The sequence below is a fragment of the Rhizobium ruizarguesonis genome (assembly GCF_017357285.1).
GTDB classification, from domain to species: Bacteria; Pseudomonadota; Alphaproteobacteria; order Rhizobiales; family Rhizobiaceae; genus Rhizobium; species Rhizobium ruizarguesonis.
The window spans coordinates 4,702,330-4,729,067 of record NZ_CP071678.1; the positions used below are offsets into that span (position 1 = coordinate 4,702,330).

Here is a 26,738-nt window from a genome sequence, read left to right on the forward strand (position 1 = left end):
CGACTACTTGAGGGCCGGCGCGATGTTGATGCAGGCTTCGCAGAGACCGGCGACAGCGCCGACGGACTTGTCGAAGGCTTCCTTCTCGGTCTTGTTGAGATCGATCTCGATGATGCGCTCGACGCCGCCAGCACCGATGACGGTGGGAACGCCGACATACATGTCCTTGACGCCGTACTGACCGGAAAGGTGGGCAGCGCAAGGCAGAACGCGCTTCTTGTCCTTGAGGTAGGATTCGGCCATCTCGATCGCCGAGGCGGCCGGCGCGTAATAGGCCGAACCGGTCTTCAGCAGGCCGACGATTTCGGCGCCGCCGTCACGGGTGCGCTGGATGATCTCTTCGAGGCGCTCCTTGGTGACCCAGCCCATGGTGACGAGATCGGTGAGCGGAATGCCGCCGACCGTCGAGTAGCGGGCGAGCGGCACCATCGTGTCGCCGTGGCCACCGAGAACGAAGGCTGTGACGTCCTGGACGGACACGTTGAATTCTTTGGCGAGGAAAAGGCGGAAGCGCGAGGAGTCAAGAACGCCGGCCATACCGACGACCTTGTTGGCCGGAAGACCGGAAAACTTCTGCAGCGCCCAGACCATGGCGTCGAGCGGGTTGGTGATGCAGATCACGAAGGCGTTCGGCGCATACTTCTTGATGCCGGCGCCAACCTGCTCCATGACCTTGAGGTTGATGCCGAGAAGATCGTCGCGGCTCATGCCGGGCTTGCGGGCGACGCCTGCCGTGACGATGCACACGTCAGCGCCTTCGATCGCGGAATAGTCGCTGGCACCAGTCAGATTGACATCGAAGCCTTCGACCGGCGATGACTGGGAGATATCGAGACCTTTGCCCTGGGGAATGCCGTCCGCGATGTCGAAGAGAACGATGTCGCCCAGTTCCTTCAGGCCGGCGAGGTGCGCCAGCGTGCCACCAATCATGCCAGAACCAATGAGTGCGATCTTGTTACGCGCCATTTTCGCTGTTTCCTTTGCGATCAAATTCGTCGAACGGTCGCGCAAGGCACCGCCCAATGACGCAATCGCATAGACCCAAAGCCAAAAAATGGCAATTCATTATTTTTGATGCAGCGTTTTCAATCGTTTAGATACAAAAATTCTTACGTAAACGTAAGACATTCTGTCACTGAATTGTTACTCTGCGGCGCGTTTCTCATGGTGCAGCGCAAGATATTCCGCACTGCGCATCTCGAACAGGCGCGATGCCGTGCGGTCGAATTCGAAGCCCTCGGTGCCCCGGCGGTGCAGCAGCAGTTCCTCCGGCATGGCCGCCGCGGAAATGTAAAGCCGCACGGCATGATCGTAGAACGTATCGACCAGAATGATGAATCGCTTGATCTGGTTCCGCTTTTCCGGCCCGAGCAATGGAATGTGATCGACGAAGACCGTATCGAAGCGTTCGGCGATGGCCAGGAAGTCGACCGCCCCGAGCGGCTTGTCGCAGAGATCGGCGAAAGAGAACCGCGCCATGCGGTCGACGGCGAGCGGCACATGGATGTGGCGCCCCTTCATCGGGATATCCAGCGGCTGCGCCTTGCGCCCATGCAGCGCCTGCGTCCAGGACGCATCCATCGCCATGTCGTTATGCTCGTTGATCGGCACCAGGTAGACCGGCTGGCTGCTCAGCTTCTCCATCCGGTAGTCGGTCGACGAATCCAGGGTAACGACATCGACATGCTGCTTGAGCAAGGCAACGAAGGGCAGGAAGAGGCCGCGATTGAGACCATCCGCGTAGAGATTGTCGGGCTCGACGTTCGAGGTCGCGACCAGCACGCATCCGCGCGCGAAAAGCTCGGAGAACAGCCGCGACAGGATCATCGCATCGGCGATGTCGGTGACCGTGAACTCGTCGAAGCAAAGCAGTTCTGCCTCGTCGTAAAGCGCTGCGGCGACCGGCGGCATCGGATCTGCCTGCCTCGTCTCACCGTTCTTGAGCTTCAGCCGGTGCGCGGCGATGCGGTTGTGCACATCCGCCATGAATTCGTGGAAATGCGCCCGCCGTTTCTTCCTGCACGGCGCCATCGCGAAGAACATGTCCATCAGCATGGTCTTGCCGCGCCCGACGCTGCCGTGGATATAAAGCCCCTTGATGCCGTCGGCCGATTTCTTCTTGGCGGCAAACAGCCAGCCGAGCGCGCTCGACTTTGCCGCCGGCCGCCGCTGCTTCAGACCGGCGAGCACCCGGTCGAGGCTCTTTGACACGTCCAATTGGGCAGAATCGGCCTGAAGGGCGCCCGATGCGGTCAGCGCTTTAAGCTGTTCGCAGACGCTGAGCGCATAATCCGGCATTGGTTGCATGAGGGCATATCCGCCTGTCAGTCAACGGCGGAGACCCGCCGGAACATTTACCGGCTGAGACTGATCGACTGGCCTGTGCTCGTCTGTCCCTGGAAGCGGTTGTCGGCCGTCTTGTAGACGCTGCCGAGCTGGTTGCCCGAGCGGTCCTTGAGCAGCACCTGCTTGCCGGCGACCTCCCAGGAGCCCATCGCCGTCAGCTCGCCGACACAGCCACGCGTTCCGCCGCGCGAACCGCTGCCGAGATTGGTGAGCGTTAGGAACATGTCGCAGCTACCGTTGACGCGCCAGCTTCCGACCATCGATTCCTTGGTGATATCGAGCGCATTCGCGGCCATTGCACCAGGCTCAGCGCCCGGCATCGGCGCCGTCGTCGTCGGCGCGGCCGGAAACTGCGAGCCGCCGGTCGGCGGTGGAAGCTGCCCGCCCTGCACCGAGGGCACCGGCTGCGCCGTCAACGGCGCCGGACCGGCACTGGCGTTGGAGCTGTAATCATATGCCGTACGCTGACAACCGGCTAGCGACAGAACCACCACCAGACCTGTCATCGCATATCGCAACTGCATCATCATACTCCTGAATTCGGCTATCGCCGTAAAGAAACGGGCGTGAGACAAGTCCGATTATCGTAATTCGATTTGGTTAATCAAGTCGTGCTGCATAAATTGCCCGTGACAACAACTAACCGAAAAACGACACAGTTCAACTGTCCCGCTGCAAAACTTCCTGCACATAGAATTTGTCAGCAAGGTGTTGCGCGCGTTCATCTCTGTCAGGATCCCTGTCGAACTCGCGCAATGTCTCGGAATAGCGCTCAGGTGCATCCTGCAGAAGGATTACACCGGGCCGACGTGACATAGGTGACGGCTTCGGGATCGAAGCCGTCGATTCCGCCATCGGAATGCATGCTGATCAAACCCGGCGCTCGACCATCATCTTCTTGATTTCGGCGATCGCCTTGGCCGGGTTGAGGCCCTTCGGGCAGGTCTGCGCACAGTTCATGATCGTGTGGCAGCGATAGAGGCGGAATGGATCCTCGAGATTGTCGAGGCGCTCGCCGGTCGCCTCGTCTCTGGAATCGATCAGCCAGCGATAGGCCTGCAGCAGAACGGCCGGACCGAGATAGCGGTCGCCGTTCCACCAGTAGCTCGGACAGGAGGTCGAGCAGCAGGCACAGAGGATGCATTCATAGAGGCCGTCGAGCTTCTGCCGGTCCTCATGGCTCTGCTTCCATTCCTTGGCCGGCGCCGGCGACACCGTCTTCAGCCATGGCTCGATCGAACGATGCTGGGCATAGAAGTTGGTGAGGTCGGGAACCAGATCCTTGACGACGGGCAGATGCGGTAGCGGATAGATCTTCACCGCGCCCTTGATATCGTCGAGGCCCTTGGTGCAGGCGAGCGTGTTCGTGCCGTCGATATTCATCGCGCAGGAGCCGCAGATGCCCTCACGACAGGAACGGCGCAGCGTCAGCGTCGGGTCGATCTTGTTCTTGATGTAGAGCAGACCGTCGAGCACCATCGGCCCGCAGTCGTCGACATCGATATAGAAGGTATCGATAGAAGGGTTCTGACCGTCATCCGGGCTCCAGCGGTAGACGCGGAATTCGCGGGTGTTCTTGGCACCCGCCGGCTTCGGCCAGACCTTGCCTTCGCGCATCTGAGAATTCTTAGGGAGAGCGAGTTCAACCATGTCCGGTTCCTCTTGAGATCAGTACACGCGAGCCTTCGGCTCGATCTTGTGCGGATCGATGCCTTCGGCAATGAGTTCGGTATGGACCGGCCGGTAGTCGAGCTTGACCTCGCCCGCCTCGTTCACCCAGGCGAGCGTGTGTTTGCGCCAGTTGACGTCGTCGCGGCCGGCGAATGCACCCTCGGTATAGTCTTCGCGGGCATGCGAACCGCGGCTCTCCTTGCGGGCCTCGGCGCCGTAGATCGTCGTGATGGCGTTGGCCATCAGGTTCTGCAGCTCAAGCGTTTCCACAAGGTCGGAGTTCCAGATCATCGAACGGTCGGTGACCTTGATGTCCTTCATCTCGCCCCAGATTGCCGAGATGCGCTGGCAGCCCGATTCCAGCGATTCCTGCGTGCGGAAGACGGCGGCGTCTTCCTGCATGGCGCGCTGCATCTTCTCGCGCAGTTCCGCCGTCGGCGTGCCGCCGCGGGCATGACGCAGACCGTCGAAGCGGTCCATGATCTTGTCGCAGGCTGCGACATTGAGATGCGGGATCGGCGCGGCGCGGTCGATCACCTCGCCGGCGCGGATCGCAGCGGCGCGGCCGAAGACCACGAGGTCGATCAGCGAATTGGAGCCGAGGCGGTTGGCGCCGTGCACCGAGGCGCAGCCGGCTTCACCCACAGCCATCAGGCCGGGAATGATCCGTTCCGGATTGGCACCGTCGGCGTTCAGCACTTCGCCCCAATAATTCGTGGGAATGCCGCCCATATTGTAGTGAACGGTCGGCAGAACCGGGATCGGCTCGCGCGTGACGTCGACGCCGGCGAAGATCTTGGCGCTCTCGGAAATCCCCGGCAGGCGTTCATGAAGAACGGCCGGATCGAGGTGGTCGAGATGCAGGAAGATGTGGTCCTTCGCCTTGCCGACACCGCGGCCTTCGCGGATTTCCAGCGTCATGCAGCGCGAAACGACGTCGCGCGAGGCAAGGTCCTTGGCCGAAGGCGCGTAACGCTCCATGAAGCGCTCGCCCTCGGAGTTGACGAGGTAACCGCCTTCACCGCGCGCGCCTTCGGTGATCAGACAGCCCGAACCGTAGATGCCGGTCGGGTGGAACTGAACGAATTCCATGTCCTGCAGTGGCAAGCCGGCGCGCGCCACCATGCCGCCGCCGTCGCCGGTGCAGGTATGGGCTGATGTTGCCGAGAAATAGGCGCGGCCGTAGCCGCCGGTCGCCAGCACCACCATCTTGGCGGCGAAGCGATGGATCGTGCCGTCATCGAGGCACCAGGCGACGACGCCGGTGCAGCGGCTGCCGTCTTCCGACATGATCAGGTCAAGCGCGAAGTACTCGATGAAGAATTCGGCATTGTTGCGCAGCGACTGGCCGTAGAGCGTATGCAGGATGGCGTGACCGGTACGGTCGGCAACGGCGCAGGTGCGCTGTACCGGCGGGCCTTCGCCGTAATTCTGCATGTGGCCGCCGAACGGGCGCTGATAGATCTTGCCTTCTTCGTTGCGCGAGAACGGCACGCCGTAATGCTCGAGCTCATAGACCGCCTTCGGCGCTTCCATGGTGAGATACTGCATGGCGTCGACGTCGCCGAGCCAGTCGGAACCCTTGACGGTGTCGTAGAGGTGCCACTGCCAGCTATCCGGCGTCATATTGCGCAGCGAGGCGGCGATGCCACCCTGGGCCGCGACCGTATGCGACCGGGTCGGGAATACCTTGGTGATGCAGGCCGTGCGGAAACCCTGCTCGGCCATGCCGAGCGTGGCGCGCAGCCCGGCGCCACCGGCGCCGACGACGATCACGTCGTAGGAGTGATCGACATACTTGTAGGCCTTGCCATTCTGGGCGGGTGAAGTCGGTGCCATATCAGCTTATCCTACGAATGCGATTTTCAGAATGGCGAAGAGACAGAGGCTGGCGATCAGGATCGCAAAGAACGTGTTCAGCATCAGGAGAACGATCTTGCCGAACTCGCCATGCACGTAATCCTCGATGATGACCTGCATGCCGAGCTTCATGTGGATGACGCCGGAGATCACCATCAGTGCCATGACGACCGCGATGAAGGGGTTCGACAGCGCGCGAACCACATCCGCATAGGGCGCGCCGGCATAAGCGAGCATGAAGAAGACGAAGAAGAGGATGAGCGGAACATTGGCGACGGCCGTCAGCCGCTGCCGCCAGAAATGGTCCGTGCCGTCCTTGGCGGAGCCAAGCCCGCGAACCTTGCCGAGGGGGGTGCGCATATCCATGAGAGGACCTTCAGAAGCGAATGAGGAAGCCGATCACCCAGACCAGCACGGTCAGACAGAGCGACCCGATGATGTTGGCGATGGCGAGCTTGGTCGAGATTTCTTTCCCGAAGCCATAGCCGAGATCCCACATGAAGTGGCGGAAGCCGCCGAGCATGTGGTGCAGCAGCGCCCAAGTGTAGCCGAGAAGCACGAGCTTGCCGAGAAGGCTGCCGAGCACCCAGTTGGCCCAGTCATAAGAACCCTGGCCGCTTGCCGCCGCGATCAGCCACCAGGCGACGAGGATCGTGCCGACATAGAGGGCGCCACCGGTGATACGGTGGACGATGGACATGATCATGGTGGGGATAGGCTTGTAAATTTGCAAATGCGGCGACAGAGGCCGGTTATTTGTCACATTCGCCATCAGAACCTCGCGGCGGCTATTCTGCGCTCCCGAATTCGGAGCATGCTCAGTCAACCACACGAATGACAAATTTCTCTGTGTGCGTTGCATCAATTGCGACGTTTAATCACCGGGAACGCCGACGACAAGCACAATCGCTGTCTGCTTTTAATTTAATCGATTCGCGTTACCGGGAAGTTTGCGGGCTAACAAAACTGGCCCTTTCCGCTCAAATTTTGCGCTGTTTCTCCGGCCCGAATGGACAAGCTTCGGCTTTTGGCGCAATCTGGCGTTAACGATTTGTTAGGGATCGGAATTCCGGAGGCCGGCCACCCATGTTTCGAAGTCTGTCCGCAGTCGCCCTGCTTGCCCTGTCCGCGCTTGCTGCACTTCCCGCCGAAGCCGGCGACCGCCGCAGCGATCATCGCTTTCCCGGCCATCGTCACGCTTTCCACGGCGGATCACTCCTCGGCGAACGTATCGGCTGGCGCGATCGCGGCATCCGTTCCGACAACGCCTATCGATATCGGAACCGCAAAGAACGGATGCCGTTCCTGAAACAGTTTTCATCGCCGGCGACCAATCGCTTCGCCCGCAACAATCTCATCGTCGTCGTACCCCAGGCGCAGGGTGGTGGTGGCGGCACCTATTCCGGCTCTTCTTACGTCTATCAGGCCGATGGCGGAACCTATGTCGGCGGCGACGGCTATGGCTTCTATCCCACAGCACGGCCTGAGCAACTGGCACCGAAGGCGAAAGTCATCGATATCGCGGTGCAGGACGATCCCTGCGCCTATGAGGCCAATGTCTGCGTCATCCGGCCTTAGCGCATGATGCCGAGAGTGCGGAATTCCGCTCCGGCTTCGCTGACAAGGCTATGAAGAACGAACGCAGGCGGCTCAAATTTGTCCGGCCCCACTCTTTCGCGACGCGGCTACGTCAATACGGATGGCGCACATCGGCGGGAGATTCTTGTCCTCAAACGTCGCCCGCCGTGGCGTTCCACTATCCGGCATCCAAGCATCCCAGGCTCTGTTCATTTCCTCGAATGAGGCAAGGTCCCTGAGCCAGATGTTGGCGAGAATGATCTCTGACTTGTCGGTACCTTCGCGCAGCAGCATGTCATTGATGCGCTCCAGTATTTCGTTGGTCTGCGCCGTCACGCTCGCTCCCCTCGTCAGGTTTGCGACCTGGCCGGGCAGATAGGCCGCATCTGCGAGGAGAGTTTCGTCAACTTTGGCTTGCCCCATCATCGTATTCGCAGACTTCCATGAATGCTTGAGATTGGGTCGTCGACCCTTTATCCGATCACTGTGGGGCTTCGCTCGCCATTCCGGTAGAGGGAATTAAATTGACCCGATATAATGGAAGCTGAACGCTCCTAGAGCTTTTCCTGGTCAGCTTGAAGCATTCTGACCAGGAAAGGCTCTAGCTGGACAATATGGCCGTGTGCCGCGAGATGAAGTCCACAAGATAGCGCGCACCTTCGGCTGTCTCGGATTGAGCATACAGACCGATTTCGATGCGCACTGGACCGGGCAGGTCCGCCGATCGGTCAAGCGTCCGGCAGCCCTCCGGTTTCGTATTGAGCATCATTGGCGCGATACCGATACCGACGCGAACCGCGGTCGCCATGGCGACCAGCGTCGATGCGACGCACGCCGTCTTCCACTTGATGTTCCGCTGGGACAGAGCCGCAATCGTCGGGAGCGTCCAGGGACACTCCTCCTCGAACATGATGATGGGAAGCGGTTTTTCCGTATCCGCCACAAAGTCGGATCTGACCGTCCACATCAAATATTCGGTCCAGATCAGGGTCGGTTTTCGCGAGAGGCAGGTGATGTCGCAAACCACGAGATCCAGCTTCCTGTCTTCAAACAGGCTGGCGAGGCGGCGATTCGGCTCGACAATGATATCGATCTCGACCTTCGGGTTCTGAGCTCTGAAGGCACTAAGAATGTCGATCAGGTGGCCGGCTGCGAAGTCCTCGACGACGCCGAGGCGAATGCGGTCCTCGATCATCTTGCCTGTCAGCCTTTTCCCGACCTCGTCGCTGAGGGCGACCATTTCGCGGGCATAAGCCAGCATGATCTGCCCATGGCTCGTGAGTTCGAGGCCCTTTGACGAACGCGAAAACAACGTAACGCCGACAAGCTCCTCCAGCTTGCGGATCTGCATGCTCACGGCCGCCTGCGTTCTGTTCAGCTTGACGGCTGCTCCATTGACGGTGCCGATTTCCGCGACGGTCAGAAATGCACGAAGCAGATAGGAATCAAGATCAAGCATCAGAAGCCGCATTCCATACTTTGTGGCGCTCGAGAGCCGAGGGCCTCTCTGCCCGTAAGTGGATATTGGACGAACCATGTTCTTCCCGCAACTGGTGACCCTTAGCCCGGGCGCAGTATAAGCTGCGCCCCATCAATGCCAGCTTATCGCGCGAAGAGAACGCATGCCTCGGGGGGAATGGAAACGCTGATCTCCTGCCCGCGAGCGAAAGCTATGTCTGGACGGTTCGGGCAAGCCGAGATTATGCGGTCGCCACTGGCGAGGTCCAGAACGACATGCCTGAAGGCACCGAGTGTCACGACGTCGGCAACACGTCCGGCCATAGCCCCGGCACCCGGAGTGCCGGACGATATCTCGACGCTTTCCGGCCTCACGCAAATCTCGGCGGCACCTGAAAGGCTTGCCGTGGAGGCGACCGGAAACTCCCAGCCGGATTCGGAGCGAAATTTCCGGGCCGTTCCGCCCGCGGCCGAAATCGAGCCATGGATCCAATTCGTCCGACCCATGAAATCCGCGACGAAACGCGAGTCTGGACGCCAATACACATCGTCCGGCCTGCCGGATTGCATGATTGCTCCACGGTTCATCACGAATATGCGCTCTCCCAGGCTCATCGCCTCCTCCTGGTCGTGGGTTACCACGATCGCGGTCGAGCCGACCGCGGCGAGCACATCCTTCAATTCGGTGCGCAGTTCATGCCGAAGCTTGGCGTCGAGAGCCGACAGGGGCTCATCCAGAAGAACGAGGCTTGGATGGGTGGCGAGCGCCCGCGCAAGCGCAACACGCTGCTGCTGGCCGCCGCTCAACTGGTGCGGCCGCCGCTGTCCGAAACCGACGAGCCGGACGAGCTCGAGCATCTCGGCAATGCGGCGCGGTATTTGCCCAGGTGGATGGTTGCGATGGCGAAGTCCGTAGCCGATGTTCTGTTCGACGGTCATATGCGGGAAAAGAGCGTAGTGCTGGAACAGCAGCCCGACATTGCGCTCATAGGGTTTCAACCCGGCCATCGGCTGGCCGTCGATCAAGATCGAGCCTTTGTCGGGCCGCTCGAATCCGGCAATGAGCCGAAGAATGGTGGTCTTGCCGCAGCCACTCGGCCCAAGCAGTGCGATTGTTTCACCTGGGTTCACCGAGAAGGAGATATTACCGAGGGCGACCGTTTCGCCGAAGCGCTTGCTGACCCCTTGAAATTCCACGGCAGAAATCATCGTATTGTCCTCATGAACGAAACAAACCCTGACCGACGACAGTGTCGAAGCCGACGACACGGTCCAGCACAACGATCAGCAACGCGGTGACGGCAATCAGGACCACGGCCGCTGCAGCGATCGTCAGATCGAAAGCCGCGCGCATGTTGCTGACCAGCGTAACAGGCAAGGTCGTTGCGGACGGATCGCTCAGAAACAGACTGATCGATACGTCATCCATCGAAATTGCGAAGGCGAAGATCGCGCCGGTGACGACGCCCGTGCGCATGAGCGGCAGGGTAATGGTCCAGAAGGCCTGGCGCTCGGTGGCGCCGAGAACCATTGCGGCTTCCGTCAATCGTTGGTCGCTGCCGAGAAGGCTGGCGAGACTGGTCCTTATGCAATAGGGCAACGTCACGATCACGTGGCCGAGGAGCAGGCGCGCCATACCATTTGTGATACCGGCCTTGGAAAGGAAAAGCAGCAGGCCGAATCCAATCACGACCGGCGGGACGATGAGTGGCGAGAGAAAGGCCGAAGTCAGCGCTGCCTTTCCTGGAAAATTGCCCCGGGCAAGACCGACAGCCGCCGCAGTTCCAATCGTGACGGACAGAACCGTCGTGAGTACCGCCAAGATGAGGCTGGTGCGCAGGCTGGCAAGGATATCCGCCTGGGAGACGAGCCGTTCGAACCAGTGAAGCGACAAGGCAGGTGGCGGCATCGGGCCGAGGTAGGTCCTGGCATCGAAAGCCATGACGCATGTTATCACCAACGGGATGGCAAGGAACGCCAATCCAAGGCCGATGACACCGTAGGCAAGGGAACCGGCGATCCGGTCTCCGCTTCTCGCTGCAAGAGACTGCATGCTCATCGGGAAACCCTCCGCGCCTGCGCAAACGTTATGACAGCGACGACCGCCAGGGCCGCGGCAAGCATGACGAGCGAGATCGCCGCGCCGCTCGGATAGTTGGCGATATCGCTGAACCGGGTGTAGATGACGTTCGACATGAAAAGCACCCGGCCCCTCCCGAGCACCATGGGAATGACGAAGGCGCTGATCGCGAAAGTCAGTGAGACAAGCGTGCTCGAGATCAGAGCCGGGAAGCTCAGGGGAAGCGTGATCGACAGATGGGCTTTCCATCCCGGCGCGCCGAGCGACTGGGCTGCATCGAGCAGACGCGGATCGATCGATTGCATCGCGCCAATCAACGTTAGCGTTGCGACCGGTATGATCGAGTGAACCAGACCCGCAATAACGACGATATTGATATATTCGCGGCTGTTGGGCGAAAGGCCCAATGTCAAGAGGAAGGGGCGGAGGATGCCGACCGATCCGAAGGTCAGTTCGATCGCGTACGTCTTGATCAGGACGCTGGAAAGAACAAGCGTAATCAAGAAGCCGAGGGTGAGCGTGCGCATCCGCGGCGAGATCCGCCGCACGATGAAATAGGCCAGCGGGAATGCCACAAGCTGGCCGATGATCGCGGCAACTCCGCCGATCCAGAAGGTCGTCAGCAGGACGCTTGCAAACGCCTGGTTTGCAAGCTCGTAATAGTTTTGAACCGTTGCCGCGGCATTTTCCACGGAGCCGACGCGTCCCGGCGTAAACTCCTTCAAGCTTTCGATTGCCAGGTTGATGAGCGGTGACAGAAAACCGAATGCGAACACCAGCAGGGCTGGCCCGAGCGTCAGGGCCGCATCTCGGCGATCCGGAATTGAAATGGCAACGGGTTGCCGCCTTACCTTGGTCATGGTGGAACAGCCTTTTCCTCGCCCTTGCGGGCCATGAGAAAGGGAGGTTGTCGAAGCCCGCGCCTACGACAACCTACCGCGGGGTGTCTTAGAGCAACGGGGCGATATCCTGCTCCCAGCGCTTGGACCAGGCATCCTGCTGTTCGAGAACGGCATTGTAGTCCGGCACATAGACGAAGCTCGAAAACTCGTCCGACGTGAAGGACAGATGCTTGAGATTGTCGGGTGTGACCGCCTTGCTGTTCAACGGCGCTTCGCCAGCCACCTTGGCGTAGAGCGAGTTCATGTCCGGGCTGATCGCGAAGTTGACGAAATCGAGCGTTGCCTTGGTGTTTGGCCTATTCTTCAGGACGCCGAAACCGCTCTGGTAGAGAAAGGCCTTGAAGTTGCTGTCCTTGGTGAAGCGCGTAACCGGGAAGTTTTTCGCCACCGCCGCCCAGCCGGGCTCGGCGAAGAAGCCGACGGAGGTTTCGCCCGACGTCAGCGAATTGGTGAAATCGATATCGGTGACGGCGACGCGGCCGATATTGCCGGATTTCGCCAATTCCGTCATGAGCTTCCACCCGGGCTCCATATTCGTTTCACTGCCGCCGGCGTGAAGGGCGAGCGCGACAATCTGGAGCATCATGCTCTGTGTCGGGCCTGGCCAGCAGATCGCGCCCTTGAGATCGGGGCTCAGCAGATCATCGATGGTCTTCACGGCGATCGGAGCCGTGTCGGTTCGGGCACCGAAATACATGCCGCCAACTGCGCGCGGGACCGCCTTGATATTGCCCTTGCCGTCACGAATGATGATTTTCTCGGGAATATTCGCGAGGTTGGGAACATCGGCAGGATTGATGGTCTCGAGCCAATCCTCCTTCACCATGCTGTTGAACGAGCCTTCCCAGCCGGCGACATAGTCGTAGTCGACATTCGGCCAGACGGCCTTGATCTTCGGCAGGATCGCGCCCGCGCCGCCCTGGTGAAGAACCCAGTTGAATGTCGCCGCATTCTGGTCGGCGGCAATCTGCTTCATCGCTTCGACGACATCGCCGCCCCATTCGACGGCGGTGAGATTGCCGCTGCCGGCTGCGGCGGATCTTGCAAACCCGGTCATCGTGCCGGCAATCCCCACGGCGGCGGCGGATCCGAGGAAGCGGCGGCGTGTCATATCGTGCAACATGGTAGGTTCCCTTTGCTGTCGGCCCTCTGCCGGACCGTTCGCATCGGAGACTGCTTGGAGGTTGCCAGCCGCGGTAGTGGGAAAATTCTCGCCGGGTTATAAAGTTTTCTGAATGCACCGATGGACGCGCTACCTGTATCGCGGAGCCTCGGCGGATCCGAGCTATCAATAATCGTTATATCCCCTCTCGAATTTTCGCGGTTCCAAGAGAAGTGGGCGGCGCCGATGATGATGGCAGCATCAATACCGTGGGAGCCTGCCTTGACCATTGACCGGGATTTTCTGGAAGACTTGAGAAAGCGCTTCGGCAGCGCTGCAGGCGGGGAGATGGAAGATCCACACTTCCGCGCCGTGGCGGCGAGCGTATTCAAGGACGGCGACAGCCGCAAATGGCCCTTCGCCGATCCTGCGACCTTTCTGGATGCCCGTTTCATCGAGAACGGCTTGCGGCCCGAGGTGCTTGAGGCGCTTGACGTGGCTCTGATCGGCGTGCCGATGGACCTCGGCGTTACCAATCGCGCCGGCGCGAGGTTGGGGCCGCGGGCCGTCCGGGCGATCGAGCGTATCGGTCCCTACGAGCATGTTCTGCGTGTCGCGCCGATGGGAGGGCTAACGGTCGCCGATGTCGGCGACGTGCCGATGCGCAGCCGGTTCGGCCTGGCCGAATGCCATGCCGACATCGAGGCCTGCTACCGGATGATCGCGGCAACCGGGGTTATCCCGCTGTCGGTCGGCGGCGACCATTCGATCTCCGGCGCCATCCTCAAGGGCCTGGCGGCCAGCCAGCCGGTCGGCATGATCCACATCGACGCTCATTGCGACACCGCTGGTCCCTATGAGGGCTCCAAGTTCCATCACGGCGCGCCCTTCCGCGAGGCGGTTCTGGCGGGCGTGCTCGATCCGAAGCGTACGATCCAGATCGGCATCCGCGGCGGCGGCGAATATCTCTGGGAGTTCTCCTTTGCCTCCGGCATGACCGTCATTCACGCGGAAGAGGTGGCGGAGATGGGCCTCAAGGCGGTGATCGCAAAGGCTCTGGAGGTCGTCGGCGCCGGTCCGACCTATCTCAGTTTCGACGTGGACAGCCTCGATCCGGCCTTCGCTCCGGGAACCGGCACGCCGGAAGTCGGCGGGCTTCAGCCGAGGGAGGCTCTGACCCTGCTGCGCGGCTTCAAGGGCATCAACCTCGTCGGCGGCGACGTCGTGGAAATCGCGCCGCAATACGACAACACCACCAACACCGCGCAGATCGCCGCGCAGGTCCTGTTCGAACTCCTGTGCCTCGCGATGTTCAGTCCCGCGGTCAGGACAAAGCTGACCTGAGAACAAGCTCCACAACGGCAGCGTGCCTCGTGCCCGCTGCCATCCATCACCTGTCGCACAACACGTCTCAAAAAGGGGAACGACATGACTGCTCGTATGAAATTACGCTTCACCGCTACTGCGGCAATTGCCGTGTTCGGCATCCTGGCAGGGGCCGCACAGGCCGACGAACTTGCCGATATCAAAGCCGCAGGCGAGATCAACATCGGCATCTTCTCCGATTTCCCGCCCTTCTCTTCGGCAAGCGCCGATATGAGCATCAAGGGCTATGACGTCGACGTCGCCCAGAAGATCGCCGACGGGCTCGGCGTGAAACTCAATCTCGTCAGCGTTACTGGCCAGAACAGGATCGCCTACCTGAACGACGACCGCGTCGACCTGCTGATGAGCGTCGGCTATTCGAAGGAGCGCGCCGAGGTTATCGATTATGCAGCCCCGTACGCCCCCTACTATATCGCCGTCATCGGTCCGACGGCGCTGAAGGTGAGCGGCAAGGAAGACCTTGCCGACAAGACAATTGCCGTCAATCGTGGGACGCTCGAAGACACGTCGCTGACGGCCGCCGCCCCCGGCTCGGCCGCGATCCAGCGCTTCGAGAACTACAATTCGGTCATCCAGGCCTTCATATCCGGCCAGACCCAGTTGATGGTCGTCGGCAACGATGTCGGTGCGCAGGTTCTGGCACGACAGGAAGCCTTGAAGCCGGAGCAGAAGTTCCAGCTCCTCAGCTCCCCCTCGCACATCGCGCTCCGCAAGGGCGAGGAAGGCCTGAAGAAGGCTGTCAATGACAGCGTCGCCGCAATGATCGCCGATGGTTCGCTCGACGCAGGCTCGAAGAGCTGGCTGAAAGCGCCGCTCAACCCGGAAAACCTGAAGGACTGACGAGGACGGCCTCCCACTCACCAGAGCATGATGCCGAAAACTGTAAGCGATTCCGGTGGCATCATGCTCCAATTCTTTGCTTGAGAGGCGGATCCAGATTTCCGGGGCGATCCGGCCCAGATCATCCGGCTCCAAAGGACATGCGATGAGATACAGCCTCGATTTCAATTGGCTTTGGGACGGAATGGGAGCTCTGGCTTATGGCGCGGGCACGACGCTTGCCCTGACGGCCTCCACATCGGTCCTCGGGATCGTTCTCAGCATTCTCGGCGCGGCCGCGCGCCGGGGACCTTATCCGTGGTTGCGCAAGGTCGTCGGCCTCTATGTGGAAATCATGCGCAATACGCCGTTCCTGGTGCAGCTGTTCTTCATCTTCTTTGGCTTGCCTAGCCTCGGCATTCGCCTCGATCCGGTCACTGCCGCCGTCCTTGCCATGACCCTCAACATGGCAGCCTACACGATCGAGGTGGTCGGGGCCGGGCTCGATGCCATACCGAGAGGCCAGAAGGAGGCGGCGCAGGCGCTCGGCCTGAGGCCTCGGCTGGTGTTCTTCAAGATCATCCTGCCGCAAGCGATCGCCATCATTTTTCCGGCGCTGACGAGCCAGGTCATCATCATGATGCTGGAATCGGCGGTGGTTTCGCAAATATCCATCCGCGAGCTGGCGCAGGAGGCCGATCTGCTTCAATCGCGCACCTTCCGGTCCTTCGAGACCTATCTGGTGGCGACGTTGATCTACCTTTCGATGTCCGCCGCACTTCGCCGGCTCCTTTTCACCGGGAAGCGCCGTTTTCTGGGAGCCGGTCTGGCATGATTGAGTTCACTTTCTGGGACATTCTGCGCAATCTTGTCTTCGCGACACGCTGGACCCTTATGCTTTCGCTCGCAGCCTTTGCCGGCGGCGCCATCGTTGGCCTGGCGATCCTGTCTGCACGGATATCGAAAACGCGCTGGCCGCGCAGCTTCGCGTCCGGCTACATTGCCCTGTTTCAGGGAACGCCGCTCCTCATGCAGCTCTTTCTGATGTTCTTCGGCCTGCCGATGCTCGGCTTCCGGATCGAGTCATGGACCGCCGCCGTCTGCGGCCTGACGTTCTACGCCAGCGCTTATCTTGCCGAAATCTGGCGGAGCGGCGTCGAGGCGGTGCCGCGCGGGCAATGGGACGCCGCAGCCAGCCTGGGCTTGCATCGTCTCCTCGAACTTCGCCTTGTCATCCTGCCGCAGGCTTTCCGGATCACGCACGCACCGACCGTCGGGTTCTTGGTCCAGTTGATCAAGAGCACCGCACTGGCCTCGATCCTCGGCTTCGACGAACTGCTGAAAACCGCAAACGCCATCAACAACGCGACCTTCGAACCTTTCAAAGTCTACGGTCTCGTCGCGCTGATCTTCTTCGCCCTGTGCTATCCGCTGACGCAATACGCCAGATTTCTGGAGAAGAAAGCGGCGTTTGGCTGAGCGGTGCCGAGTTGCTCCGCATTCCGATCGCAGCGGAGTGTCCAAAGGGCCGATGCCGGTTGAAAGCTGGTACGCCGCGCAGCGGCGACGCCGCTCTCGTTCAATCACACAGAATTTGCCTTATCCAGCAGTCAGAACTTACCGGGAGATCGCTTCAATGACCGACACACAAATCCGTATTCTCGATGCCCGGACAACGGGCGAGCTTCTACCGTTCGGCGCGCTGGTCGCGACCCTGCGGCAAGCATTTGCCGAAGGCTGTGTCGTGCCGGTACGGCATCACCACACGATTGCCAATAGCGGCGAACCGGATGCGACGCTGCTTCTGATGCCGGCCTGGCATGAAACGCACCGGTCGGAGCGCTACCTTGGCATCAAGATCGTCACCGTCTTTCCGGGCAACACCGTACGCGGCATTCCCGGTTTGACCTCGACTTACATGCTCTATGATGGCCGGACCGGGATGCAGCTTGCGCTACTTGACGGAAACACGATCACCACGCGCCGCACGGTAGCAGCATCGGCCCTTGCCGCGGATTATCTTGCTCGAAAGGACGCTTGCCGTCTGCTGGTGATCGGCGCAGGCCGCGTCGCGAGCCTCATACCCGATGCCTACCGCGCCGTCCGGCCGATCGCAGATGTCGATATCTGGGATATCGATCCCGCCAATGCCGAACGGCTGGCGCAGAGCCTCCGGCAACAGGGGCTCCAGGCCACTACCGTCACGGATCTGGAAGCCGCGGTGCGGCAAGCCGATATCGTCAGCGCGGCGACGCTGGCGACCGCACCGCTTATCCGCGGCGAATGGTTGCGGCCGGGCACCCATGTCGATCTGATCGGCGGCTTCACCCCGGCGATGCGCGAGGCCGATGACGAGGCGCTTCGGCGCTCCTCGATCTATATCGACACTCACGAAGCCCTTCACGAAGCGGGCGATCTGGTTCAGCCGATCAGGGCCGGCGTCATTGCTGCAGACGCGGTGCGTGCGACACTTGACGAGCTGTGTCGCCGGGATGTTCCAGCGCGGGCGTCCAACGATGAGATCACTCTCTACAAGGCCGTCGGAACGGCCTTGGCCGATCTTGCCGCCGCGACGATGGTGTATGAAGCCGCTTTGATCGCCGGCTGACGTCTTTGGGGCGAAGGGGAAGCAACGGGCCGGCGCTGATATTCGTGCGGTATAACGCTTTGTGTGCCATAGTCGGGTAAGCCCCTTGTGCAATCCGATATAGACCCGCAATAGACCCGCAGTGACTACAAATCCGCCGCGCATCGAAATCCAGCAACTGGCCCAATTCGTGCTGGCCTGTCAGAGCCCGACGCTGGCAGAGACCGCGCGCGAGCTTGGGATTGCTCCTTCGGCGCTGACATCAAGTCTGCGTACTTTGGAAAATGAACTTCAACTCAAGCTCTTCATTCGGAAAAGCGGTCACCTCAGTCCTTTACCGGCAGCCTTCTGGCTGTTTCAGCAGGCAACGGCCATCCTTCATCGCGAAAGGTTCGTGCGTCGGATGCGCAATGGGGACACGGACCATCTTCGCATCGATATTCGTCTCGATCTCAGTTTCTCCATCGGCCGGTTTTCGAAGGCGATCGGACGTACTGTCGAAGATATGGAACGCGAGCGGCCCGACCTGCTGATCGACGTAATGTTTGCAGACGGACGAGGAAAATCCCTTGTTGACGACGAGGCTGCGAAAATCCCGGGCAAGGCGGGTTCGACGGAAATCGAAGTCGGCTATATGACCGGCGTGCCACCTGCGAACCTGCCCGCGATGACGCCTTTTTACGATGAGGTCTGGGTTTCCGTCGGAACGGCGGAGGCCGCGGTTGATCTTCGCTCCCCCAATCAGAAATTTGTCGTTTTGAAAATGCGTCAGGCACTTCGCGATGCCGTCACCCGATATGCGGACGAGCATGGCATCCGCGACCGCATGATCCTGATGGATGAGGAGCCGGCAGACCTTCACCGGCTGCTCAACGGGTTTCCGCAGATGCGGTTCCTGATGCCGCGCAGTATGGTCGCCGACCGGCTCGGACTTGCGCGCCTGCATCTGGAACCCCTCGATCCGCCGTTGTCGAGCACCTTGGGCGTGCGCGCAAACGGGCCGGACCAGGAGGTCGTGTCCGCCCTGCTTTGTAGCCTCAAGAAAAATCTGGAGGCAACGGAGGCCAATATCGTCTTTCGACCGCAGTTGACGGCACGTCAATTGCACTACTTCAACCTTGCGCATCTCAGCGGAGGTATTTCGGCGGCGGCGCGCGCGGCGCATGTCACCCAACCCTCCGTTTCGATCCAGATTCAGAAGATCGAGGCGGTTGTCGGGCAACCCCTGTTCGAACGGCGGCGCAACGGTGCCGAGAGCACGAAGGCCGCCAAGGCATTGCTTCCGTTCACCCTGGAGATCGAAGAGCGCATCGACAGCCTCCTTCGGGCCAGTCAGGATATTGCCGCCCACACACAGGCGACCATCTCAATCGGCATGCTGCCGAGTTCGGGGCATGACAGCGTCATGACGGACAAGGTGGCGCAGGCGCTGACGGCGACCCGCCTCGGCCATCCCGAATACCGGCTGAGGATCGTCGAAGGTTCCAACGCTGCGCTTCACGACCAGGTGCGCGCGGGAGAGCTCAATCTGGCCATTGTCGGCGTCGTCCAGACGCAGATGACCCGGATCCATCTCGGACCGAGCGAGCGCCTCTCGGTCGTTGCCAATCCGGCCTTGAACCTTGCCGGCCGAACGGAAATTCCACTGGCCGAAGTTTGCGGATTTCCGCTGGTTCTCGGAATCAAGCATCTCAGTATCCATCAGGCGTTCATGGCAGCCGCCAGCGCGCGGCATCTGCGTGTCGAGCCCATCATGGACGTCGGTTCTCTGCCATTGGCCATCGCCATGGTCCGCCGCTTGCCGGTCTGCACGGTCCTGCCGGTGTCCTCGGTCCAGCAGGACATCGGCAGCGGACGCCTTACCGCGGCGTCGATTACGGAAGACGTCATCGCCGGAAACCTCTCGGTGATTTTCTCCGGCGAAAGGACGCTGTCCGAGGCGGAACGGACGATGATCCAGTCCCTCGTTGCCGTCTTCGGCCAACAGGCGTGATCTAACGCATGTCGCGTCGGATCGGGATCATGCGCGGAGCATTCTGATTTTCCTATCCTCCAATTCATGATTTTCGAGCTACCCAGCCTCCGGCCTGCGGCTGATACTTGCCGCATCAAAACAGCCCTCGGAATTGACTTTCACAGGATTGCCGGATGAATGATCACCCTGATCCGCCTGAAAACGCGGCCATGACATCCAGGACGGCCGGCGCTGCAATGCCACGCAGCGAAAGCGATCAATCCTGTCGAGGCATTCTTCAGGAACTCGACCGACGCGGTCGGCTGCTGGTGATTTCTGAGGAGATCGACCCGATCCACGACGTGTCGGCCATCCTTTCCATCGTCGATGAAAAGGCGGCGGTGCGGCTCGACCGCATCAAAGGTCACGACATGCCGATCTTCGGCAACATCCTGTCGGATCTCGATCGTGTCGCCCTGGCGCTTGGCGTCGCGAAAAGCGAGATCCAGGAAAAGCTGCTGTCCTCGATCGCCTCTCCGGTGCCGCCTGTCTTCGTAGACGATGCGCCGGTACAGCAACAGCTCTTCCAGGACGACATCCTGACCCGGCTTCCAGTCCCGACATTCTTTTCCAAGGAGACCGGTCCTTACATTACCGCGGGTCTGATCGTGGCGCGCGACCCTGAAACGGGCTTGGGCAACGCGTCCTATGCCCGCATCAAGGTGCTTGGTCCGAACGAGGCGATGATCGGAATTGCACCGAACCATCATCTCGCCATCATGGCCCGCAAGGCGGGCGCCAAAGGCGAGTCGCTCCCCTTCGCCGTCGTCCTCGGCGCGCATCCAGCCATTCAGCTTGCCGCCTGCTTCTATCTGGGGCTTGGTGACGATGAAATGCACTGCGCCGGATCGCTGCTCGGCGAGCCGGTGCGGCTGGTCCGCTGCAAGTCGATCGATCTTGCCGTGCCTGCAGAGGCGGAGATCGTGCTCGAAGGTCATATTCATGTCGACGAGCCGATCCTCGAAGGGTTGGTCTCCGAATATCACGGCATGTACGAGGATTACGGCTCCGGGGTGCGCGTCAGATTTGAATGCATGACTTGCCGCTCCGACGCGATGTTGCAGGTGATCGAGCCCGGTTACCACATGGAGCACCTTTATCTCGGCGCGGTGCCGATCGCTGCCAGCCTCAAGGCCGTCATCCGGCGGTCCGTTCTCAATGTCGGCGAAGTTGCCGTCACCACCTCCGGCAGCGGACGGAACAACGTGGTCGTGCAGATCGATGCGCCCCGCCCGGGACAGGCGCGCCGCATCATGTCGATCTGCTGGGGTGCGGTCAGCATCGTCAAGAACGTCACCATCGTCGACAGCGATGTCGACCCCTGGGATCTCGACGCCGTCGAATTGGCCAAGATGACGCGCATGCGCGCGGCGCGCGACATTCTCATCGTCACGGACCTTCCGGCAGACCGGTCCGAGCCTCAGGAAGACGGCGGCGTGATCGCCAAGGTCGGCTACGACGCCACGATGAAGGCGGGCGATCGAAGGGAAGGGTTCGACAAGGCACTTCCGCCGCCGGATTCCTACGAACGGATGCGCCAGCTGCTGTTGCGCGTCAAGCCGGAGATGCTGATTTGAGGCGATTGATCATCGGCATATCAGGGGCTTCCGGTGCAATCTACGGACTGCGTGCGCTGGAGATGCTGCGGGATTTCGACGATGTCGAGACGCATCTCGTCATATCGCCGGCGGCGATCCGCACGGCACTGGCCGAAGGGACTGGAAAGACCGCGGACGAAATCCGTGGCCTCGCCGACCGGGTCTACAGCCACGGGGATATCGGCGCGTCGATCGCCTCCGGCTCCTTCCGGTGCGACGGCATGCTGGTTGCGCCATGCTCGATCAAGACACTGAGCGGGATCGCGCATTGTTATGCGGATGATCTGATCGTGCGTGCCGCCGATGTCTGCCTGAAGGAACGCCGCCGGCTGGTGCTGATGGTGCGGGAAACGCCGTTGCATGCGGGCCATATCGCACTGATGGACCAGGCGACACGCAACGGCGCCGTCATCATGCCGCCGGTGCCGAGCTTTTACACGCTGCCGAAATCAATCGCCGAAATGGTCGACCAGACCGTGGGCCGTGCGCTGGATCAATTCGGACTTCATCATCCGACGGTCCGGCGCTGGACGGAGGACCATAACGACTGAGCCATGAAGAGCAGCACCGAAAGCTGCCCGGCCATGATGCCAACCGTATGCAAAACAACGACGCACAATCACTCCCCCAGGGGAACTCAAAAAAAGGAGATAGAGTGATGTTGTCAGACAATCGTTCCAGAAGGCTGCAGAGCCTGTTCATGCGCGGCGCCGCCGGGTTGCTGTTGTCGCTGATGGCGGCCGCACCCGTGATGCTCGCCGCGTCTCACGCGGGTGCGCAGACGGAAAAACCCGTCAGCGGCGGCACGATGACCATCATCAACGGTTCGGACATCAAGAGCTGGGATCCGGCGATCACCGCCGGCACCTATCCCGGCGGCCCGATGGATGTGCTCGACGCCGTCTACGGCTTTATCGTCTATGTCAACGACAAGGGCGTCGTGACCGGCGGCATGGCCGAAAGCCTGACCAGCGCAGACGCCGTGACCTGGACCTTGAAGCTTCGCAAGGACATGAAGTTCACGGACGGTACGCCCTATGATGCGGAAGCCGTCAAATACAATTGGGACCGCGCCGCCGATCCGGCCACGCTTTCACCGGCGCAGCCGTTCATATCCTCATGGAACAAGGCAATCACCGTCGTCGATCCGCAAACCCTGACGATCAAGCTGTCCTCCCCGAACGCCAATTTCGCAGCCCAGGTCGCCGAGCTGTGCCCCTTCATCGCCTCGCCGGCAGCATTGAAGGCCGCCAAGGAAAAGACCGACATCAAGCCGGTGGGCGCCGGCGCCTTTACGCTGACCGAGTGGAACCAGGGCATATCAATGACCATGGCCCGCAATCCCGGTTATTGGGATCAGCCGCGCCCTTATCTGGATACGATCAAGTTCGCGATCATTCCCGAAACCAACAGCCGCATCGCCACCGTCGTGCAGGGCGGCGCAACGATGATGGCCGGTTATCCCTATCAGTTCGGCTCGAACGCAACGGCGCCGGGGGTTGCAACCCACGAGATCCCGATCCGCGGCATCAACCGCGCCTATCTCAACCAGGCCAAGGGTATCTTCACGGATGTTCGCGCCCGCGAGGCCTTCTATTCCGCCATCGACCGCGCGCGGCTGATGCAGGCCTTCACGCAGATGCCCGGATACAAGGCACCCAGCAATTATTTTGGAGAGAATTCGCCCTATTTCGACAGCGCTTCATCGCTTCCAGCCTATGATCCGAAGAAGGCGCAGGAACTGTTCGACGCTCTGAAAGCGGACGGCAAGCCATTCTCGATCAAGATCGTCACTTATACCAACTCGGACCTGAAGCGTCTTGCCGCCTACATCCAGCAGGTGCTGACCGGCTATGAAGGCGCCTCGGCCGATATCGTCGAGGTCGACCAGGCCTCGCTGATCCAGCGGTGCAAGACGCAGCTCGACTTCGACATCTGCGTCGAAGGCGGGGTGCTGGTGTCGAACGGTGCCGAGCCGAACATTTCCAATCTGCTGAGCTCCGGTGGTGCTTTCAACTGGGGACAGTACAAGAGCGCCGAGATGGACGCTGCATTGAAGGAGGCCAGCTCCACCCTCGACCCTGCCGCTGTCAAAGCCGCCTATGTCAAGGTTCAGAAGCTCGTTGCAACCGAAATGCCACTCTACATCTTCGGGGAACAGACGCGCTCGCTGCTGCTGCGCAACAATACCGGCGGCGTCGTTCCCTCGAACGGCGGCATCCTGCAAAAGCAGTTCCTCTATGTCTGCACGGATACCTGCCAGAAATAGCAGGCTCCAGATCACGACGCGCAGGCTCGCCCGGAAGATCCGGGCGGGCAGCGAAGGGCCGGTCGATGGGCTGGACGACCGTACACGCCAGAGACGTTAAGACGACAGAATGAGCCCTGCGATGCGGGGCGATCGGAAAAGGTGGATGACGATGATCGGCAATCGCGAGAAGGTGAAGTTTCGGGATCTGGTTTCCCGCAAGCAGGTGTTCACGCCCTGCGTCTGGGATTGCTACTCCGCAAAGGCGGCGGAAATGGCCGGCTTCGAGGCGATCCTGCTCAGCGGCGCGTCGCTGGGATTCAGCATGTCCGGCGTGCCGGATCTTGGCCTGCACAATCAGGAGGAACTGGTCTATGCGACCGACCGCATCGCCGACTACTCGCCTTTGCCGCTGGTTATCGATGCCGATGACGGCTTCGGCGATGTCGTCCAGACCTTCCGCACCTGCTATCGTCTCGCCAAGGCCGGCGCCGGCGCGATCCTGATCGAGGATACGCCCAATGAACGCGGCTATGCGCGGTTCGGCCGCGCCATGGAGGCAGCGACCCTTGCCGGCAAGGTCGATGGCAACGTGCCGCATGAGGTCGTCTCGCAGGAGCTCTGGCTCGCCAAGATCAAGGCCTCGATCGAAGCCTGTCAAGGCAGCGATTGCGTGGTGATAGCGCGCACCGAATCCAAGCTCGAAAAAGGGTTGGACGACGCTATCGAACGCTGCGTGCGCGCCGCAGCGCTCGGCGCTGAAATGACCTATGTGCATGGCCTGCGCACGCTGGAGGAATGCCGGAAGGTGGCCAAGGAATTGCCCGGCTGGAAGATGTTCGGCGATGTCGCGACCGTCAATGGCGTGCCCTTCGTGCGGCTTGAAGAAATCGAGGCGCTCGGCTTCAACTTGGTGACCATGCACTATCTCGAGAAGGGATCGATGTATGGCATGATGGATTACGGTCGGCATGTCTTCAAGGACCGCAGCACGCGCTACGCGGATGAGCACAGCATGGGCGGCATGACGCCCGCCGAGCAGAAATCCTCGCTGGAGCGGGACAGCGGCTGGCTCGATGCCGAGGACAGATGGAAGGCGCTCTGATCCCGGAGACCGGCCGCTCTGCCGTCTCGTTTTGCGAAATCCGGATGCCGGTCCAGCCCGGCATCGGATGTTCCACCTGACAATCGGAGTCCGATCGTTGCGAATTGCCAAGCTCTCCTATCTGAAAGCGGTCGGCGTCCGGCTTCTGGCCGGCATTCCGGTCTTCCTGCTGGTGACGTTCTCGGCGACGGCGCTGTCGAGCCTGATGCCGGGGTCGGCGGCGCAGCTGATCCTCGGAGAGAACGCGACGCAGGCCCAGATCGATGCGCTGAACAGCCGTTACGGTTACGATCTGCCGGTCTGGGAACGTTATCTCGGCTGGCTCGGACGGCTTCTTCACGGAGATCTCGGGCAGACCATGTTCAGCCAGCAGTCCGTGGCAAAACTCCTGGTCGACCGGGCGGCGGTGACGTTTGAGATTGCGTTGCTTGCCATGTTCGTCTCGCTGCTGATCGGCGTGCCGCTCGCCATGTACACCGCCAGCCGGCCGGGCGGCATCGTCGATACGGTGCTGCGGGCAGTCTCCTCGGTCATGCTGTCGATCCCGACCTTCGTCATCGTGGTTCTGCTCGGTTTCGTCTTTGCAATCGTGCTGCGCTGGCTGCCAGCGACCGGCTGGGTTACCTTCAGCGACGATCCGATCGGCAATCTCTACTATGTCGCCTTGCCGGTGATGTGCCTCAGCGTGCACCAGGCAGCCTATTTCTACAGGGTGAGCCGCAGCGAATTCGTCGCGGTCCTCCAGGAGGACTATGTCCTCGTTGCCAGGGCCAAGGGCCTGCCGACACGCTATATCCTGATGCGCCACGTGCTGCGCCCGGCCTCTCCCCAGGTGCTGACGGTGATGGGCCTGTCGATGACCTATCTGCTCGGCGGTTCCTTCATCGTCGAGAGCTATTTCGCGGTGCCCGGCATCGGCTGGACCGTTCTCAATGCGGTGAGCAGCCACGACCTGCCCGTCATGCAGGCCATCCTGTCGCTGACGGTGGTGATCTTCGTCGTCATCTTCATCCTGGTCGATCTCGGTTACGCGCTTATCGATCCGCGGGTGGACGTGTCATGAGCCGCCTCCAACCAACACAAACGGACCTCGTGCCCGGCGAAGCGGTCGCATTGGCGGAGACGTTGAATGCCGCGATGCCGAAGACCGCGCGTTTCCGCATGCCGAGCGGCCATCCGATGGAATGGTTCGCCTTCGTGTTCCTGACGGTCCTGATCACCTCCTCGGTTTTCGTGGAGTTCATTCCGGGTCTCGTTCGGGCAAGCTTCCCCTATGGCGATTTCTCGCAAGGCCCGGAATGGAGCCTGAACGGTCTATTCGGAACCGATGCGCTCGGACGCAGCATCCTGTCCCGGGTGCTCTACGGTGCGCGAACGACACTTGCCATCGTTTCGGTCGCGACGTTGATCTCGCTGGTGATCGGCATGATCCTCGGGATGCTCGCCGGCTTCTATCGCGGCCCGGTCGAGCGGATCGTCGATCTCTATGCCAATTCCATGGCGTCGCTTCCGCCGATCCTCGTCATCCTGGCGCTGATATCGGTGACCGGAAATTCGGTTTTCACGATGATGCTGGCGCTTGGCCTGCTCGACATCGGAACGTATGCACGCATCGCCAAAGGCGGCGTGATTGCCCAGAACGACCGTGATTACGTGCTGGCGGCACGCGCCATGGGCGCATCGGACATGCGGCTTCTGCTGCGCGAGATCCTGCCCAATCTCGTTCCGGCGCTGACGGCCATCGTTCCGCCGCTGATGGCGGGGCTGATCATCACGGAGGGATCGCTGAGCTTTCTCGGTTACGGCATTCCGGCGCCGGCGCCGAGCTGGGGCGGGATGATCGCCAGCTCGACCGACCTGCTCAGCCGCTTTCCAGTGCTGATCTTCGGACCGATCGTCGCCATCGTTCTAACAGTTTACTCGCTCAACACGGTCGGGGATTGTCTGGCCCGTCGCATGAACCATCGCGGCAGGGAACTCTGAT

Annotated in this window: 26 protein-coding genes; 13 read left to right on the top strand and 13 right to left on the bottom strand. The window is 61.0% G+C overall.

Annotation, left to right across the window (positions count from 1 at the left end; translation table 11 throughout):
• Positions 1-3: 3 nt before the first annotated feature.
• The 7 genes from mdh to sdhC all read right to left on the bottom strand — a co-directional run bounded on the left by mdh (position 4) and on the right by sdhC (position 6,649).
• Positions 4-966, bottom strand: a complete 963-nt coding sequence (gene mdh / locus J3P73_RS22975; RefSeq protein WP_003543522.1) for a malate dehydrogenase — start codon at positions 964-966, stop codon at positions 4-6.
• A 177-nt stretch (positions 967-1,143) separates the two neighbouring features.
• On the bottom strand, positions 1,144-2,307 hold the full coding sequence (gene zapE / locus J3P73_RS22980) for a cell division protein ZapE (RefSeq protein ID WP_207579706.1): 1,164 nt from the start codon (positions 2,305-2,307) through the stop codon (positions 1,144-1,146).
• Positions 2,308-2,354: 47 nt separating this feature from the next.
• Positions 2,355-2,870 carry a protease inhibitor Inh/omp19 family protein gene (locus tag J3P73_RS22985; RefSeq protein WP_011653815.1) on the bottom strand — a complete coding sequence of 172 codons (516 nt, stop codon included), beginning with the start codon at positions 2,868-2,870 and terminating at the stop codon, positions 2,355-2,357.
• Positions 2,871-3,216: 346 nt separating this feature from the next.
• Entirely contained in the window at positions 3,217-3,996 is a 780-nt protein-coding gene (locus tag J3P73_RS22990; protein WP_003567268.1) for a succinate dehydrogenase iron-sulfur subunit, read from the bottom strand.
• 18 nt (positions 3,997-4,014) lie between these two features.
• Complete coding sequence (gene sdhA / locus J3P73_RS22995; RefSeq protein WP_024320363.1) at positions 4,015-5,856, bottom strand: succinate dehydrogenase flavoprotein subunit; 1,842 nt, start codon at positions 5,854-5,856, stop codon at positions 4,015-4,017.
• Positions 5,857-5,862: 6 nt separating this feature from the next.
• Complete coding sequence (sdhD, locus tag J3P73_RS23000) at positions 5,863-6,243, bottom strand: succinate dehydrogenase, hydrophobic membrane anchor protein (RefSeq protein ID WP_018069073.1); 381 nt, start codon at positions 6,241-6,243, stop codon at positions 5,863-5,865.
• A gap of 10 nt (positions 6,244-6,253) precedes the next feature.
• The gene (gene sdhC, locus J3P73_RS23005; RefSeq protein WP_130692924.1) at positions 6,254-6,649 is read right to left on the bottom strand and encodes a succinate dehydrogenase, cytochrome b556 subunit; all 396 of its coding nucleotides are present in this window, start codon (positions 6,647-6,649) and stop codon (positions 6,254-6,256) included.
• Positions 6,650-6,963: 314 nt separating this feature from the next.
• On the opposite strand from sdhC, the gene J3P73_RS23010 reads away from it, so the two are divergent.
• The gene (locus tag J3P73_RS23010; protein ID WP_130692925.1) at positions 6,964-7,455 is read left to right on the top strand and encodes a hypothetical protein; all 492 of its coding nucleotides are present in this window, start codon (positions 6,964-6,966) and stop codon (positions 7,453-7,455) included.
• Between the two features lie 72 nt (positions 7,456-7,527).
• On the opposite strand, the gene J3P73_RS23015 is transcribed toward J3P73_RS23010, so the two are convergent.
• The 6 genes from J3P73_RS23015 to J3P73_RS23040 all read right to left on the bottom strand — a co-directional run bounded on the left by J3P73_RS23015 (position 7,528) and on the right by J3P73_RS23040 (position 13,018).
• Positions 7,528-7,881 (bottom strand): RidA family protein, encoded by a 354-nt coding sequence (locus J3P73_RS23015; protein ID WP_012759284.1) that lies wholly within the window; start codon positions 7,879-7,881, stop codon positions 7,528-7,530.
• Positions 7,882-8,056: 175 nt separating this feature from the next.
• Positions 8,057-8,926, bottom strand: a complete 870-nt coding sequence (locus tag J3P73_RS23020; RefSeq protein ID WP_197727300.1) for a LysR family transcriptional regulator — start codon at positions 8,924-8,926, stop codon at positions 8,057-8,059.
• Positions 8,927-9,057: 131 nt separating this feature from the next.
• The gene (locus J3P73_RS23025) at positions 9,058-10,122 is read right to left on the bottom strand and encodes an ABC transporter ATP-binding protein (protein ID WP_130692927.1); all 1,065 of its coding nucleotides are present in this window, start codon (positions 10,120-10,122) and stop codon (positions 9,058-9,060) included.
• A 10-nt stretch (positions 10,123-10,132) separates the two neighbouring features.
• Positions 10,133-10,972 carry an ABC transporter permease gene (locus tag J3P73_RS23030; RefSeq protein WP_024320367.1) on the bottom strand — a complete coding sequence of 280 codons (840 nt, stop codon included), beginning with the start codon at positions 10,970-10,972 and terminating at the stop codon, positions 10,133-10,135.
• Entirely contained in the window at positions 10,969-11,853 is an 885-nt protein-coding gene (locus tag J3P73_RS23035) for an ABC transporter permease (RefSeq protein ID WP_018069078.1), read from the bottom strand. Before J3P73_RS23035 ends, J3P73_RS23030 begins: the two co-directional genes overlap by 4 nt.
• An 88-nt stretch (positions 11,854-11,941) precedes the next feature.
• Positions 11,942-13,018, bottom strand: coding sequence for an ABC transporter substrate-binding protein (locus tag J3P73_RS23040; RefSeq protein WP_027689404.1), 1,077 nt, complete (start codon positions 13,016-13,018; stop codon positions 11,942-11,944).
• A gap of 261 nt (positions 13,019-13,279) precedes the next feature.
• Here J3P73_RS23040 and speB point away from each other — a divergent pair, with 261 nt between their 5' ends.
• From speB to J3P73_RS23100, 12 genes are all read left to right on the top strand, one after another.
• Positions 13,280-14,341 (top strand): agmatinase, encoded by a 1,062-nt coding sequence (gene speB / locus J3P73_RS23045; protein ID WP_197727301.1) that lies wholly within the window; start codon positions 13,280-13,282, stop codon positions 14,339-14,341.
• Positions 14,342-14,425: 84 nt separating this feature from the next.
• A complete protein-coding gene (locus J3P73_RS23050) occupies positions 14,426-15,223 on the top strand; it encodes a transporter substrate-binding domain-containing protein (protein ID WP_130692929.1) in 798 nt (265 codons plus the stop codon).
• Positions 15,224-15,368: 145 nt separating this feature from the next.
• Positions 15,369-16,037, top strand: coding sequence for an amino acid ABC transporter permease (locus tag J3P73_RS23055; RefSeq protein ID WP_207579707.1), 669 nt, complete (start codon positions 15,369-15,371; stop codon positions 16,035-16,037).
• On the top strand, positions 16,034-16,681 hold the full coding sequence (locus tag J3P73_RS23060) for an amino acid ABC transporter permease (RefSeq protein ID WP_130692931.1): 648 nt from the start codon (positions 16,034-16,036) through the stop codon (positions 16,679-16,681). The genes J3P73_RS23055 and J3P73_RS23060 overlap by 4 nt, the downstream gene beginning before the upstream one ends.
• Before the next feature lie 157 nt (positions 16,682-16,838).
• On the top strand, positions 16,839-17,810 hold the full coding sequence (gene lhpI, locus J3P73_RS23065; protein WP_130692932.1) for a bifunctional Delta(1)-pyrroline-2-carboxylate/Delta(1)-piperideine-2-carboxylate reductase: 972 nt from the start codon (positions 16,839-16,841) through the stop codon (positions 17,808-17,810).
• A 121-nt stretch (positions 17,811-17,931) separates the two neighbouring features.
• On the top strand, positions 17,932-19,782 hold the full coding sequence (locus J3P73_RS23070; protein ID WP_130692933.1) for a LysR family transcriptional regulator: 1,851 nt from the start codon (positions 17,932-17,934) through the stop codon (positions 19,780-19,782).
• A gap of 155 nt (positions 19,783-19,937) precedes the next feature.
• Entirely contained in the window at positions 19,938-21,380 is a 1,443-nt protein-coding gene (locus J3P73_RS23075; RefSeq protein ID WP_130692934.1) for a UbiD family decarboxylase, read from the top strand.
• A complete protein-coding gene (locus J3P73_RS23080) occupies positions 21,377-21,952 on the top strand; it encodes a UbiX family flavin prenyltransferase (protein WP_012759297.1) in 576 nt (191 codons plus the stop codon). Before J3P73_RS23075 ends, J3P73_RS23080 begins: the two co-directional genes overlap by 4 nt.
• A 107-nt stretch (positions 21,953-22,059) precedes the next feature.
• Positions 22,060-23,670 (top strand): ABC transporter substrate-binding protein, encoded by a 1,611-nt coding sequence (locus J3P73_RS23085; protein ID WP_130692935.1) that lies wholly within the window; start codon positions 22,060-22,062, stop codon positions 23,668-23,670.
• Positions 23,671-23,815: 145 nt separating this feature from the next.
• Positions 23,816-24,754 carry an isocitrate lyase/PEP mutase family protein gene (locus J3P73_RS23090; protein WP_024320377.1) on the top strand — a complete coding sequence of 313 codons (939 nt, stop codon included), beginning with the start codon at positions 23,816-23,818 and terminating at the stop codon, positions 24,752-24,754.
• A 67-nt stretch (positions 24,755-24,821) separates the two neighbouring features.
• A complete protein-coding gene (locus tag J3P73_RS23095; RefSeq protein ID WP_029767573.1) occupies positions 24,822-25,817 on the top strand; it encodes an ABC transporter permease in 996 nt (331 codons plus the stop codon).
• Positions 25,814-26,737 (top strand): ABC transporter permease, encoded by a 924-nt coding sequence (locus tag J3P73_RS23100; protein ID WP_130692936.1) that lies wholly within the window; start codon positions 25,814-25,816, stop codon positions 26,735-26,737. The genes J3P73_RS23095 and J3P73_RS23100 overlap by 4 nt, the downstream gene beginning before the upstream one ends.
• Position 26,738 lies beyond the last annotated feature (1 nt).